Annotated in this window: 12 protein-coding genes; 3 read left to right on the forward strand and 9 right to left on the reverse strand. The window is 70.1% G+C overall.

Annotated features, from left to right (window positions below; all coding sequences use genetic code 11):
- Positions 1-64 precede the first annotated feature (64 nt).
- From def to MME74_RS11210, 3 genes are all read right to left on the reverse strand, one after another.
- Positions 65-556: a peptide deformylase gene (def, locus tag MME74_RS11200; RefSeq protein WP_267415092.1), complete on the reverse strand. Its 492-nt coding sequence runs from the start codon at positions 554-556 to the stop codon at positions 65-67.
- Complete coding sequence (locus MME74_RS11205; RefSeq protein ID WP_267415093.1) at positions 556-2,349, reverse strand: MinD/ParA family ATP-binding protein; 1,794 nt, start codon at positions 2,347-2,349, stop codon at positions 556-558. Before MME74_RS11205 ends, def begins: the two co-directional genes overlap by 1 nt.
- Positions 2,350-2,415: 66 nt before the next feature.
- Positions 2,416-5,823 (reverse strand): pyruvate carboxylase, encoded by a 3,408-nt coding sequence (locus tag MME74_RS11210; RefSeq protein WP_267415094.1) that lies wholly within the window; start codon positions 5,821-5,823, stop codon positions 2,416-2,418.
- Positions 5,824-5,916: 93 nt separating this feature from the next.
- On the opposite strand from MME74_RS11210, the gene MME74_RS11215 reads away from it, so the two are divergent.
- Complete coding sequence (locus tag MME74_RS11215; RefSeq protein WP_105671693.1) at positions 5,917-6,729, forward strand: ParA family protein; 813 nt, start codon at positions 5,917-5,919, stop codon at positions 6,727-6,729.
- A gap of 99 nt (positions 6,730-6,828) precedes the next feature.
- On the opposite strand, the gene MME74_RS11220 is transcribed toward MME74_RS11215, so the two are convergent.
- From MME74_RS11220 to MME74_RS11230, 3 genes are all read right to left on the reverse strand, one after another.
- Entirely contained in the window at positions 6,829-7,374 is a 546-nt protein-coding gene (locus tag MME74_RS11220) for a MerR family transcriptional regulator (protein ID WP_324170110.1), read from the reverse strand.
- A 100-nt stretch (positions 7,375-7,474) separates the two neighbouring features.
- Positions 7,475-8,161 carry a MerR family transcriptional regulator gene (locus MME74_RS11225; protein ID WP_267415096.1) on the reverse strand — a complete coding sequence of 229 codons (687 nt, stop codon included), beginning with the start codon at positions 8,159-8,161 and terminating at the stop codon, positions 7,475-7,477.
- A complete protein-coding gene (locus MME74_RS11230; RefSeq protein WP_267415097.1) occupies positions 8,161-8,646 on the reverse strand; it encodes an FHA domain-containing protein in 486 nt (161 codons plus the stop codon). The genes MME74_RS11225 and MME74_RS11230 overlap by 1 nt, the downstream gene beginning before the upstream one ends.
- 99 nt (positions 8,647-8,745) lie before the next feature.
- Between MME74_RS11230 and MME74_RS11235 the strand changes: the two genes are divergently transcribed.
- Together MME74_RS11235 and lpdA are read left to right on the forward strand one after the other, a co-directional pair.
- Entirely contained in the window at positions 8,746-9,393 is a 648-nt protein-coding gene (locus MME74_RS11235) for a copper resistance CopC family protein (protein ID WP_267415098.1), read from the forward strand.
- A gap of 9 nt (positions 9,394-9,402) precedes the next feature.
- Entirely contained in the window at positions 9,403-10,800 is a 1,398-nt protein-coding gene (gene lpdA, locus MME74_RS11240) for a dihydrolipoyl dehydrogenase (RefSeq protein WP_267415099.1), read from the forward strand.
- A gap of 167 nt (positions 10,801-10,967) precedes the next feature.
- Here the strand turns inward: lpdA and MME74_RS11245 are convergent, their stop codons facing one another.
- The 3 genes from MME74_RS11245 to MME74_RS11255 are packed head-to-tail and all read right to left on the reverse strand — an operon-like array spanning position 10,968 to position 13,955.
- Positions 10,968-12,086, reverse strand: a complete 1,119-nt coding sequence (locus MME74_RS11245; protein WP_267415100.1) for an FAD-dependent oxidoreductase — start codon at positions 12,084-12,086, stop codon at positions 10,968-10,970.
- Complete coding sequence (locus tag MME74_RS11250) at positions 12,073-12,798, reverse strand: methyltransferase domain-containing protein (RefSeq protein ID WP_267415101.1); 726 nt, start codon at positions 12,796-12,798, stop codon at positions 12,073-12,075. Before MME74_RS11250 ends, MME74_RS11245 begins: the two co-directional genes overlap by 14 nt.
- Positions 12,795-13,955, reverse strand: a complete 1,161-nt coding sequence (locus tag MME74_RS11255) for a type III polyketide synthase (RefSeq protein WP_267415103.1) — start codon at positions 13,953-13,955, stop codon at positions 12,795-12,797. The genes MME74_RS11250 and MME74_RS11255 overlap by 4 nt, the downstream gene beginning before the upstream one ends.
- Between the last annotated feature and the right edge of the window lie 30 nt (positions 13,956-13,985).

Genomic DNA, 13,985 nt, shown 5'->3' on the forward strand with positions numbered 1-13,985 from the left:
CGGAGACGAAGAAGGGCCCCGCCTGCGCGGGGCCCTTCTTCTTGTTCTCCGGATCCTCCTGCGGTCAGAACCAGGAGCTCTCGCGCACCTCGCGCATCGCGATCTTGCGCGTCTCCGGGTCCAACCGGGTCAGGAAGAGCTTGCCGTCGAGGTGATCGGTCTCGTGCTGCAGCGCCTGGGCGAGCAGGCCTTCGCCCTCGAGGACCACGGGTGCGCCGTCGAGGTCGATGCCCTCGACCCGGGCCCACGGATACCGCTGCGCGTCGTGCCACAGGCCGGGCACCGAGAGGCAGCCCTCCCCCGTCGGCACCGGCTCGCCGCGCACCTCGGTGAGCACGGGATTGAGCACGTAGCCGATATCGCCGTTGATGTTGTAGCTGAACGCGCGCAGGGCCACACCGATCTGCGGTGCGGCGACGCCCGCACGACCGGGCAGCTCGACCGTGTCCACGAGGTCGGCGACCAGCGCGCGCACCCCGTCGTCGATCTCCTCGATCGGTGCGCACACGGTGCGCAGGACGGGGTCGCCGAAGATGCGGATCTCACGCACTGCCATCAGGCGGCCCTGGCCCGCAGTCCCTCGACCAGGAGCGCCGCCAGCTCACGCGCGGCGATCCGGGTCTCCGGGAGCAGATTCGCGAAGACGATCGTCCCGCCGCCCGCGATCTGCGGGTCGTACGGGACACGGACCACGCTCCGCGCGCGCGTCGCGAAATGCGCCTGCAGTTCGTTCAGGCGCACCAGCGGTGTGCCGGGCGTGGACTGGTTGAGCACGACGATCGCCTCTCGCGCCTGGTCTGCATAGCCGTTCGTCTCGAGCCAGGTGAGCGTCTCGGACGCCAGCCGGGCCTCGTCGACGCTGAGGCCGGAGACGATGACGATCTGGTCGGCCAGATCGAGGGTCGCCGACATCACCGAGTGGACGATCCCGGTCCCGGTGTCGGTCAGGACGAGAGAGTAGTAATGCGCGGCCACACCGGCGACGTCCCGGTAGTCGCTGTCGCTGAAAGCCTCGGCGATGCGCGGATCCGCGTCGGAGGCGAGGACGTCGAGCCGGGTCGCGTCCCGCGCGACGATGGCGGAGATGTCGTGGTAGCCCTTGACGTCGTCGTGGATGCGGACCAGGTCGCGCACCGACTTGTTGTGGTGCGGGCGCACGATGCGCTCGGCGAGCGTGCCCCGATCGGGGTTGGCGTCCACAGCGATCACCCGATCCTCGCGGGCGTCCGCGAGAGCCATGCCGAGCAGAGCCGTGATCGTCGTCTTCCCCACGCCGCCCTTGCGCGAGAGGACGGGAACGAACCGCGCTCCCCCCGCGAGCGGAGCCGCGATCCTCGCCGACAGGGCCTTGCGCTCGCGCGCACGCCGACCGTCGCCGATGTTGATGCGCCGCCCGGAGACGGCGTAGAGGAAGTGACTCCACGCACCCTCGGGCTCCGGCTTGGCGACCCGGTGCGGGTCGAGCAGTCGGTCGGCAGTGAGGAGATCGGCGGACTCGCGCGAAGACTCGCCCAGATCATCCAGCCGCTTCGAGGTCAGCGTCACGTCCGTCCGCGCCGTGGCGCGGGCCGGCTGGGGAACGACGGGCTTCTCCTCGGGAATGGACACGGATCTGCTCTCCTTCTCGACGGGTCTGCGCACCGAGGCGGCGGACGCGGCCGGCGCCTTCTCGACGTCGGCCGTCGCGCGGGCGAGGAAACGCGCCGCGACGGCAGCCTCCTCATCCTGCTGCTCCGGCTCCGTGTCCGGACGGGGGTCGGCGACCGCGACCGGCTCGTCGATGACCACCGCGTCGACGACCTTCTCTGCGCGCGGTCGGACGAGCGGCGGCACGACGAGCGTGAGCTCGTCGTCGATCACCGTCGCGTCGATCACCGGCTCCTCGTCGACCGGCTCCTCGTCGACCGGCTCCTCGATGACGGGCTTCTGCTCGACCGACTGCTCGACCGGCTCGTCGATCACGGGTGCTTCGACCGCGGTCGGCTTCGGCTTCGCGGTGTCGACCGGCGTCGGGGCCGACGTCTTCGCAGCCGCCGAGTCCGTCACCGATGCCTCGCCGATCGGCCCACCGGTCGGCGCACCGGTCGGCGCACCGGTCGGCAGCGGCTTCGCCTTCGATGCGGACTTCGCCTTCTCGACGACGACGGGTGGGTCGACGACGAGATCGCCGATGACCTCACCCTCCACCACCCCGTCGTCGGCGAGGTCGTCGTCCTCGTCCTTGGGCAGGGTCACGCTGACCTGGGCGGTTCCGCCGAGGATGCCGATGCCGGCCGTGTCGAGAGACGCGGCTTCGTCGAGCACCCCCAGCGGGTTCTCCTCGGGGTCAGTGGTGTTCTTCGGTGTCACGATGTCGCTCCAAGCCTGCGCGGGCCTCGGGTGCGCACACGGTGCGCGGCCCTCGCCCGCACAAGATTAGTGCGCCGGACGGATCACGACCAAAAGATCTCCCGCGTCCACCTGCTGGGTCTCGGCGATCGCGTGACGTTCGACGACGCCGTCGACGGGTGCGGTGATGGCCGCTTCCATCTTCATGGCCTCGATCGATGCGACCGGCTCTCCGGCCCGGACGGCGGCCCCGACCTCGGCCTTCAGGGTGACGACGCCCGAGAACGGAGCGGCGACCTGACCGGGCACCGAGGTGTCGGCCTTCTCGACCTCATGCACGTCGACGGCGATCGAGCGGTCGCGCACGAACACCGGTCGGAGCTGCCCGTTGAGGGTCGTCATCACGGTGCGCATGCCCTTGTCATCCGCTTCGCCGATGGCTTCGAGGCCGACGTAGAGCTGCACACCGCGATCGATCTCGATCAGGTGCTCCTGCCCGGGGACCAACCCGTACAGGTAGTCGCCGGTGTCGAGCACGGAGAGGTCGCCGTACAGCTCGCGACGCTGCGCGAACTCGGCGGTGGGCCCGGGGAAGAGCAGGGTGTTGAGTCGGGTGCGACGCTCGGCACTGGTGCCGGCGAGGGCCGCCTCGTCCTCCGCGGTGATCTCGGTGAGGCCCGCGCGCACCGTCCGCCCGGCGAGCACCTTGGTCCGGAAGGGCTCCGGCCATCCACCGGGAAGGTCTCCCAGCTCCCCCGCCATGAAGCCGACGACCGAGTCCGGCACGTCGTACTTCTCGGGGTTGGCCTCGAAGTCGGCCGGATCGGCCTTGACCGCCGCGAGGTGGAGTGCGAGATCACCGACGACCTTCGACGACGGCGTCACCTTCGGCACCCGGCCGAGGATGCGGTCGGCCGCGGCGTACATGTCCTCGATGAGCTCGAAGTCGTCGGCGAGGCCGAGCGCCTTGGCCTGCTGGCGGAGGTTCGACAGCTGACCGCCGGGGATCTCGTGGTGGTACACCCGCCCCGTGGGTCCCGGGAGTCCGGACTCGAACGGCGCGTACTGCCGACGCACCGCCTCCCAGTACGGCTCGAGGTCGGACACGCCGTCCAGCGAGATGCCGCTGTCGCGCTCGGTGTGCGCGAGCGCCGCGACGAGGGACGACAGGGAAGGCTGGCTCGTGGTCCCGGAGAGCGGAGCCGATGCGGCATCCACCGCATCGACGCCGACCGCACTGGCCGCGAGGAGCGTCGCCAACTGCCCACCCGGGGTGTCGTGCGTGTGCAGGTGGACCGGGAGATCGAAGCGCTCGCGCAGCGCCGCCACCAGCTTGGCGGCCGCGGCGGGACGCAGCAGCCCGGCCATGTCCTTGATCGCGATGATGTGCGCGCCGGCCTCGACGATCTGATCCGCGAGGTGCAGGTAGTAGTCGAGGGTGTAGAGATCCTCCGCCGGGTCCAGCAGATCTCCCGTGTAGCAGAGGGCGACCTCGGCGACGGCGGTGCCGGTCTTGCGGACCGCCTCGATCGCGGGGCGCATCTGCTCCACGTCGTTGAGCGCGTCGAAGATGCGGAAGATGTCGACGCCGCTGGCGGCCGCCTCGGCGACGAACGCCTCGGTCACCGCCGTCGGGTAGGGGGTGTAGCCGACCGTGTTGCGCCCGCGCAGGAGCATCTGGATCGCGACGTTGGGCAGTGCGGCGCGCAGTTTGTCGAGTCGCTCCCAGGGGTCTTCGCCGAGGAACCGCAGGGCGACGTCGTAGGTCGCCCCTCCCCAGGCCTCGACCGAGAGCAGGTCGGGGGTGAGCCGCGCGATGTACGGAGCCGCGGCGACGAGGTCCTTCGTGCGCACGCGGGTGGCCAGCAGGGACTGGTGCGCATCGCGGAAGGTCGTGTCGGTGATGGCCAGCGCCGTCTGCTCGCGAAGACTCCGCGCGAAGCCCTCCGGTCCCAGCTCGAGGAGACGCTGACGGGAACCGGGAGCCGGATCCGTGCTCAGGTCGACGGTCGGCAGCTTGGCGGCGGGGTCGATGACACCGGGGTGCGCGCCGTGCGGCTTGTTGACCGTGACGTCGACCAGCCAGTTCAGGAACTTCGTGCCGCGGTCCTTCGAGACGCGGCCGCGCAGCAGCTCGGGGCGCTCGTCGATGAACGACGTGCTCACGTCACCCGCGATGAAGGCGTCGTCCTCGAGGAGGGCCTGGAGGAAGGGGATGTTGGTGGAGACGCCGCGGATGCGGAACTCCGCGAGTGCACGGCGCGCGCGGGCGACGGCCGCGGGGAAGTCACGTCCGCGGCAGGTGAGCTTCGCCAGCATGGAGTCGAAGTGCGGGCTGATCTGCGCGCCCTGGTGCACCGTGCCGCCGTCGAGACGGATGCCGGCGCCGCCGGGCGAGCGGTAGGTGGTGATCTTCCCGGTGTCGGGGCGGAAGCCCTGCGTCGGGTCCTCCGTCGTGATCCGGCACTGCAGGGCCGCGCCGCGCAGGTGCAGGTTCTCCTGCTGCAGACCGAGGTCGGCCAGGGACTGACCGGAGGCGATGCGCATCTGGCTCTGCACCAGGTCGACGTCGGTGACCTCTTCGGTCACGGTGTGCTCGACCTGGATGCGCGGGTTCATCTCGATGAAGACGACCTCGCCGGTGCGCTCCCCCGCGGTCTCCAGGAGGAACTCGACGGTGCCGGCGTTCTCGTAGCCGATGGAGCGCGCGAAGGCCACGGCGTACCCGTGCAGCGCGGTGCGCACGCTGTCGTCGAGGTTCGGCGCCGGCGCGATCTCGACGACCTTCTGATGCCGGCGCTGCACCGAGCAGTCGCGCTCGAAGAGGTGCACCGTCTCACCGGTCTTGTCCGCGAGGATCTGCACCTCGATGTGCCGGGGCCGGACGACCGCCTGCTCCAGGAACATGCGCGCGTCGCCGAAGGCGCTGGCGGCTTCGCGCATGGCCTCGGCCAGCGCGGGAGCGAGATCGCCGGGGGTCTCGACGCGACGCATCCCGCGCCCGCCTCCGCCGGCGACGGCCTTGGCGAACAGCGGGAAGCCGATCTCCTCGGCCTGGGCCACGAGCACATCGACGTCGTCGGACGCCTCCGTGGAGCGGAGGACCGGCACGCCGGCCTCGATCGCGTGACGCTTCGCCTCGACCTTGTTCCCCGCCATCTCGAGCACGTTCGAGGGCGGTCCGATGAAGACGATGCCGTTCGCGGCGGCCTTCTCCGCGAGCTCGGGGTTCTCCGAGAGGAAGCCGTACCCCGGGTAGATCGCATCCGCCCCGGACTCGAGCGCCACGCGGATGATCTCGTCGACGTTCAGGTAGGCGCGCACGGGATGCCCGCGCTCACCGATCTCGTACGCCTCGTCGGCCTTCAGCCGATGCACGGATCCGCGGTCTTCATGGGGGAAGACCGCGACGGTGCGCGCTCCCACCTCGACTGCCGCACGGAAGGCACGGATCGCGATCTCGCCGCGGTTCGCCACAAGGATCTTCTGGAACATGCACACCTCTGGGAGCTCGATGCGCAGCGTTTTCGATGCACATGGGGCGGGGCTGAGTGTTCCCCCAGCCTAGGGGAAGGTAACGTGGTGTCCGTGCACGTACTCAGCGTCAGCTCTCTCAAGGGGGGCGTCGGCAAGACGACCGTGACACTCGGGCTGGCCTCAGCGGCTTTCGCCCGAGGAGTCCGGACTCTCGTCGTCGACCTCGACCCGCAGTCCGACGTCTCCACCGGGATGGACATCCAGGTGGCCGGACGACTCAACATCGCCGACGTCCTGGCGAACCCGAAGGAGAAGGTCGTCCGTCAGGCGATCACCTCCAGCGGCTGGGCGAAGGTGCACCCCGGGACCATCGATGTCCTCATCGGCAGCCCCTCGGCCATCAACTTCGACGGCCCGCACCCGAGCGTCCGCGACGTGTGGAAGCTCGAGGAGGCACTCGCGTCCGTCGAGGCCGACTACGACCTCGTGCTGGTCGACTGCGCGCCGTCGCTGAACGCGCTGACCCGCACGGCATGGGCGGCGAGCGACCGCGTCATGGTCGTCACCGAGCCGGGCCTCTTCTCCGTGGCCGCCGCCGACCGCGCCCTCCGCGCGATCGAGGAGATCCGCCGCGGGCTCTCGCCGCGACTGCAGCCGCTCGGCATCGTCGTGAACCGCGTGCGCCCGCAGTCCATCGAGCACCAGTTCCGCATCAAGGAGCTGCGCGACATGTTCGGCCCCCTCGTCCTCTCCCCGCAGCTGCCCGAGCGCACCTCGCTGCAGCAGGCTCAGGGCGCGGCCAAGCCGCTGCACATCTGGCCCGGCGACTCCGCTCAGGAGCTCGCGGCCGACTTCGACCAGCTGCTCGACCGGATCATCCGCACCGGGCGCATCGCCGTTCCGGAGAGCGGCCCGCAGAGCTGACCACCGACGCACACAGCGAAACGGCCATCCTCATCGAGGGTGGCCGTTATGCGTGTGCCGGGTGACCGGGCGGAGTGCGGACTCGGGCGGAGTGCGGACTCAGGCGGAGCGCTGGGCCCGGCGGGCGGAGAGCTCGTCCACGGGGTCGGGGGCGGTCGCGTCGAAGGCGACCAGCGTCGACTCGACCTCGCGGAGGACCTTGCCGACGGCGATGCCGAACACGCCCTGGCCGCGGCTGACGAGGTCGATGACCTCGTCGTTCGAGGTGCAGAGGTAGACCGAGGCTCCGTCGCTCATCAGCGTGGTGCCCGCGAGATCGCGGATGCCGGCGCGACGCAGCTCCTCGACCGCCGTGCGGATCTGCTGCAGCGAGATCCCGGTGTCGAGCAGGCTCTTGACGAGCTTGAGGACGAGGATGTCGCGGAAGCCGTAGAGGCGCTGCGACCCGGAGCCACTGGCGCCGCGGACCGTGGGCTCCACCAGCTCGGTGCGTGCCCAGTAGTCCAGCTGACGGTAGGTGATGCCGGCGGCCCGAGCGGCGACCGCGCCGCGGTAGCCGACCTCGTCATCCATGGCCGGGAGACCGTCCGTGAAGAGGAGTTCGGGTACGAACCGCGGGTCGCCTGTGAGCTCATCCGCATTCATCTGAAATCCTCCCTGGAACGGTTATCTTCCACGGTAGAGCAGTGCCCCGGCACCGGCAATCACATCCGTGCGACCGCGAAGGTGTGTCGCAATCAGTTCGTTACGAAAGCACTCGCGACAGGGCGTCCTTGACGAAGAGCGAGCGCACCTCGTCGATCCGCGAGGCGAGTTCCGGAGCCAGCTCGCTGGCCTTCGCACGCGACGCGGCATCGGTCCGGCGCAGCAGCGCGGACATCGCGGACTCGATGAGGGCGACCTCGCGCTCGGCGCCCTGGCGCAGCGATCGGAGGTGGCGGGGCTCGATGCCGTGACGGTCGAGCGCGACCAGGCCGCGCAGCAGCGTGACGGTCGTCTCGGGGTAGCTCTCCTGCGCCGTGATGACGCCGGTGCTGATCGCATCGTTGAGGAGCTGCGGTCCTGCACCGGCGGCGGCGAGGAGCTCGTCTCGGCGGTACCGGCGCGGTGCGGGGGCGATCGACGGCGGCGGCGCGAGAGAGGTGGTCTCCCCGCCCGCGTCGGCTTCGTCGAGCTGCTCGCGGATGACGCTCAGCGGAAGATAGTGATCCCGCTGCAGGGTCAACCCGAGGCGCAGACGCTCGATGTCGGCCGCGGAGAACTTGCGGTAGCCGGAATCCGTGCGAGAGGGGCTGACGATGCCCTGGACCTCGAGGAAACGCAGCTTGCTGGAGGTGAGGTCGGGGAACTCCGGTGTCAGCCGAGCAAGCACCTGACCGATACTCAGCAAGCCCGCGGACGCGGAACGTTCGCGGGCGGGAGTGGCCGCCATCAGTCGGTCGCCGCCGCGCGATCGCGAGGAGAGGAGAAGAAGTTCAGACGGAACTTCCCGACGCGGAGCTCGGAGCCGTCGACCAGCGCGCTGCGGTCGACCCGCTCGCCGTTGACGTACGTGCCGTTGAGCGAGCGCTGATCGATGATCTCGAAGGTCGACCCGGTACGGGTGATCTCCGCGTGCCGACGGGAGACGGTCACATCGTCGAAGAAGATGTCGGCCTCGGGATGACGACCGACGGTGGTGACGTCGGTGTCGAGGAGGTAGCGGGCACCGGCGAGGGCGCCCGAGCGGACCAGCAGCAGGGCCGATCCCGCGGGCAGCGCCGAGATCGCCTGCTGCTCCACGTCGGTGAGTTCCACCCCGAACGGCACGAACGACAGGTCGGAATCGTGTCCGAACGTCTGCGTCACGTCATGTTTCTGCTCACCGGAACGGTGGATCGCGGCTTCTCCGGCCGGTCGGCTGTCGCTGTCAGTCACTGTGCCCTCCTGGTTGTCCAGACTAACGGATGCCGGGCCGCCCGCGGGAGGCCGGTTCACACTCAGCCGCCACATACCGGGTATTCATAGGGTGGACTCGTGAAGACCAAAGCTCTGCGCCACCCGGCCGCCCCGATCGCCCTCGCCGCGGCACTGCTCGCCGCGTTCCTCGTGCTCTTCTCCCCGCTCTCCGCGTCGGCGCACGACGCGCTCGTGTCGTCGTCCCCGGCGGCAGACGAGTCGGTCGAGACCGTTCCTGCCGAGCTGACGCTCACGTTCAGCGCGAAGCTCATCGACGGCGACGGGGCGACCGAGGTGGTCGTGACGGACCCGTCCGGCGCTTCGGTCACCGACGGCGACGCCACGGTGGACGGCGCGATCGTCACGCAGCCGCTGCGCGCATCGGGCCCGGCCGGCGAGTACCACGTGGTCTGGAAGGTCGTCTCCAGCGACGGACACCCCACCTCCGGCGAGTACTCTTTCACCGTGACCGTCGGCGACGACGGCGCCGCGACCGGATCGCCCAGCGCCGCGCCGACGACCGCGGCTCCGACGGCCGAGCAGACCGTGGCGCCCGAGCCGACCGCCACGCCGACGGAGTCCGAGGGCTCCAGCAGCGCGTCCGCGTGGATCTGGGGGCTCTCGATCGGCGGGATCCTCGTCATCGTGGCCCTGATGCTCTGGTACAGCATGCGCACCCGGAAGAACGGTCAGGCGCCCGATTCCGACACCCCCTCGGAGCGATAGGCTTAAGGCATGCCACATTACGACGTCGTCATCCTTGGTGCAGGTCCTGGCGGATACGTCGCTGCGGTTCGCAGCGCGCAGCTCGGCCTGTCCACCGCGATCATCGAGGAGAAGTACTGGGGCGGTGTCTGCCTCAACGTCGGCTGCATCCCCTCCAAGGCGCTCCTGAAGAACGCGGAACTCGCCCACACGCTGAACCACAAGGCGGACTTCTTCGGAATCTCCGGCGAGTTCACGATCGACTTCGGCAAGGCGTTCGACCGCAGCCGCGAGGTCGCCGAGGGCCGCGTCAAGGGCATCCACTTCCTGATGAAGAAGAACAAGGTGACCGAGTACAACGGTCGCGGCACCTTCACCGGCCCCAAGGCCATCTCGGTCGCCAAGGCCGACGGCACGACCGAAGAGGTCACCTTCGACAACGTCATCATCGCCACCGGCTCCAAGGTCCGCCTGCTCCCGGGCGTGACGCTCAGCGAGAACGTCGTGACCTACGAAGAGCAGATCATGACCCGCGAGCTGCCCGAGTCGATCGTCATCGTCGGTGCCGGCGCGATCGGCATGGAGTTCGCCTACGTCCTGACGAACTACGGCGTCAAGGTCACGATCATCGAGTTCCTCGACCGCGCGCTCCCCAATGAGGACGCCGACGTGTCGAAGGAGATCACGAAGCAGTACAAGAACTACGGCGTCGACATCCTCACCTCCACCAAGGTCGAGTCGGTCGTCGACAACGGCTCCTCCGTCACCGTCACCTACACCGGCAAGGACGGGCAGCAGAGCTCGATCGAGGCCGGCAAGGTCCTCATGTCGGTCGGCTTCGCCCCGAACATCGAGGGCTTCGGTCTCGAGAACACCGGCGTGAAGCTCACCGAGCGCGGCGCGATCGACATCGACGACCACATGCGCACCAACGTCGAGGGCATCTACGCCATCGGCGATGTGACCGCCAAGCTGCAGCTCGCCCACGTGGCAGAGGCGCAGGGCGTCGTCGCCGCCGAGACCATCGGTGGCGCCGAGACCCAGACGCTGGGCGACTACCGCATGATGCCGCGCGCGACATTCTGCTCCCCGCAGGTCGCCTCGTTCGGCCTCACCGAGCAGCAGGCCAAGGACGAGGGGCGCGAGATCAAGGTCTCGACCTTCCCGTTCATGGCCAACGGCAAGGCGCACGGCCTCGGCGAGCCCGTCGGCTTCGTCAAGCTGATCGCCGACGCCGAGCACCTCGAGCTCATCGGCGCGCACATGATCGGCCCGGACGTGTCCGAGCTCCTCCCCGAGCTGACCCTGGCGCAGAAGTGGGACCTCACGGCTCTCGAGCTGGCCCGCAACGTGCACACGCACCCGACGCTGTCGGAGGCGCTGCAGGAGGGCTTCCACGGCCTCGCCGGCCACATGATCAACTTCTGATACAGACGGGCTCAATGCGACGAAGGAGCGTTGTGCCCGTCTGTATCAGGGTTGAGCGAGCACAGCGAGCCGAAACCCACGCCCCCCTTCACGAAGGCCCGGTCCCCCGCACATCGCGGACCGGGCCTTCCGTGCATCTCGGCCCTTCCGTGCATCTCGGCTTGTCGTCAGAGACCGCGCATCGTGAGCAGTCCGGCCGTCCACCCGCGCAGCGGCGGCGCCCCGAGCCCGCGCATCAGCAGCTCCCTGCCGCGCACGACCGGGATCGCCGCCGGAGCACCCATCGACATGTAGAACGCCGAGCGTCCCTGAGCGCGGGCCGCAGAGCGACGCACCCGGCGCTCGAATCCCGTCAGATCCGGCATCCGCTCCGGCAGTGCCCGTGCCAGCTCTGCGGCGAGGCGAGCCGCATCCATCCAGCCGAGGTTCATCCCCTGACCGCCGATCGGGCTGATCTCATGCGCGGCGTCACCGAGGAGCACCACCCGCCCCCGGTGGAACCGGGTCGCACGGTGCTGTTCGGCGACGAACGAGGTCGGCACCACGCCGGGCTCGACCGCGACGCCGATCCCCGTGCGCTTCTCGATCGCCGCGCGGAAGGCGGCGGCGGTGCGCAGACCGCCGCCGGCCTCGCGCACGACCCAGCGGCGACGCCCGCCAGGGAGGGGGAACGACTCGACGAGGCCGTCCGGCTCGCAGTGCAGCACGGCCTGCTCTCTCGGTGCCGCATCCACGACATCGAGCATCGCGTACGAGGCACGGCCCGGACGACGGCGCCATCCGGCATCGAGGTCGGGGCGGAGCCGACCCCGCACGCCGTCCGCGACGACCACCACGGCGGCCGAGAGCTCACGCGGCCCGTCGGGGGTCTCGGCCGTCACGTGCACGGCGTCCGCGGTCTGCCGGAGGCCCCGCACGGCGTATCCGAGACGGAGCGAGTCCGCGGAGAGCGCCTGCAGCCGGTCGCGCAGGAGCGCGCCGGTGCGCGGCTGCGGGAGGATCAGGACCGGGCGATCCGGCGCGAACGTCAGCGTCGCGAGAGTCCGACGCCGGCTGCGCACCTCGCCGCCTTCCAGCCGCAGCGCCTCCGCCCGGATCGCGGCGCCCACACCTGCCGCATCCAGAGCGTCCAGCCCCGGCCGGTGGATGCCGATCGCCCGGGTCCGGGTGTCCGCCTCCACCCGGCGCTCGCAGACGACGACATGCAGCCCCTCCTGCACCAGCACGCACGCCAGCAGCAAGCCGACCGGCCCGGCGCCGACGATCAGCACGTCATGGTCGGGCATGATGGCCCTCCCACCGCAGTTCCAGGCGAGAGGGCACACCCCCGCGCACGGTCCAGCCGTTCGGGGCGATCGTCCGGAGCTCCGCGACCGTGTAGGAGCGTCGGATGCTGATGAGCCCGTCCTCGCGGATGAAGGAGTCGGCGAGGACCGTGCCGGACAGCGGCCAGGTCGCGGCGGCGAACAGCGCGTGGGCGCCGCGGCTCCTGGCGATGTCGCGATGCGTCACCAGACCACCGGGGGCGAGCAGACGCAGGGAGTCGTCGAGCACGACCCGCAGCTCGGCGTCGTCGAGGTGGTGCAGCACGTGGTTGGAGAGCACGACGTCGTAGGTCTCGCCCTCCGCCACCAGCTCGGTGGTCAGGGCGCGGCGGTAGCGGATGCCGGCACCGCGGTCGTGCGCCGATGCCCAGCGGATCGCCCGCTCGTCGACGTCGAGGGCCGTGATCTCCGCCTCGAGGCCGTCGCGCCGCAGCCGCCCGGCGAGCATCCGGCAGAGGTCTCCCCCGCCCGCACCGACGTCCAGGATCCGCAGCGGTCGGGAACGCGCCACCCGCGGTCGGATGTCGCGCCGATAGAGCGTGCCCGGCCGCGAGACCAGCGCGTTCACGAGACCGAACCGGCCGTAGGTCCTCGCCAGCATCCGCGCATCGGCGTGCGGGTCGTCCATCAGCTCGCGGGTGTCGACGTCCCGCTCCCTGAGCGCCGGACTCATGAACCGGTCGGTGCGACGACGGTCATCAGCGCGCTCTCCGCGGTCAGCCCGGGACCGAACGCCATCGCGGAGACCCGGTCGCCCACTTCTGCGCCCTCCTCGTCCAGGATGCGCTTGAGCACGAACAGCACCGTCGCGCTGGACATGTTGCCGTTCTCCCGCAGCACCTCCCGGGCGGGGTGCAGCTGCACGTCGCTGAGCTGCATCCGCTCCTGCACCTTGTCCAGGATGCTGCGTCCGCCGGGGTGGATCGCCCAGTGCCGGACCGCGTCGCCCACACCGCCGGCGTCGAAGGCGGCGGACAGCTCGTCCTCCGCGGCGTACAGCGGTCGGAGCGCGCCGATGATCGTCTCGCCGATGATCTGCGGCACGGCGGTCGAGAGGATCATCTCGAACCCGGAGTCGCCGATGGTCCAGGCCATGTCCTTCTCGCCCTCGGGAGCGATGGCGGTGTGGAACCGGTCCAGACGCAGCGCGGGCGTCGTCGAGGGGAGGTCGCGCGCGGTGACGATGCCGGCGGCCGCGCCGTCGGCGAACAGGGAGGAGGCGACGATCGTGTCGGGGTTCTCCGAGGAGCGCAGGTGCAGCGTGCACAGCTCGACGCTCACGACCAGGACGACGGCGTTCTCGTCCGCGGCGCAGAACTGACTCGCCGCACGGAGCGCAGGCATGGACGCGTAGCAGCCCATGAAGCCGAGATGGAAGCGCTGCACCGCATCGGACAGCCCGAGCGCGCGCACGATCTCGTACTCCGGGCCCGGGGCGTGGAAGCCGGTGCAGGAGACCGTGATGACGTGCGTCACATCGGCGGGTCCGAGGTCGGGGTCGGCCTCGAGCGCTTTGCGCGCCACATCGACGAAGAGCTTCGCGGCCTCGCGGGTGTAGATGTCGTTGCGCGCCTTCGTCCCCGGCGCGAGGAGCGCACCGGAGGCGCGGTCGAAGAACACCGGGTCGGCGACGTCGGATTCCAGCGACAGCTCGTCGATCACGGTGTGCCGCGTGTCGATGCCCGAGACGTTGAACGAGGTCGTGACGATGCGCTGCGCCAGCCGTCCGAGGTCGGGCTGCTGCGCGAAGACATCGCGCACCTGCTCCTGCACGAGGACGGTTTCGGGGACGATCGTCTGCAGCGATCGAAGCACAGGCGGTCGGCTCATGCTGTCACTCAAGCACTCCGCGCCGCCCCG

It is taken from the genome of Microbacterium oxydans, assembly GCF_026559675.1.
Taxonomy (GTDB): domain Bacteria; phylum Actinomycetota; class Actinomycetes; order Actinomycetales; family Microbacteriaceae; genus Microbacterium; species Microbacterium oxydans_D.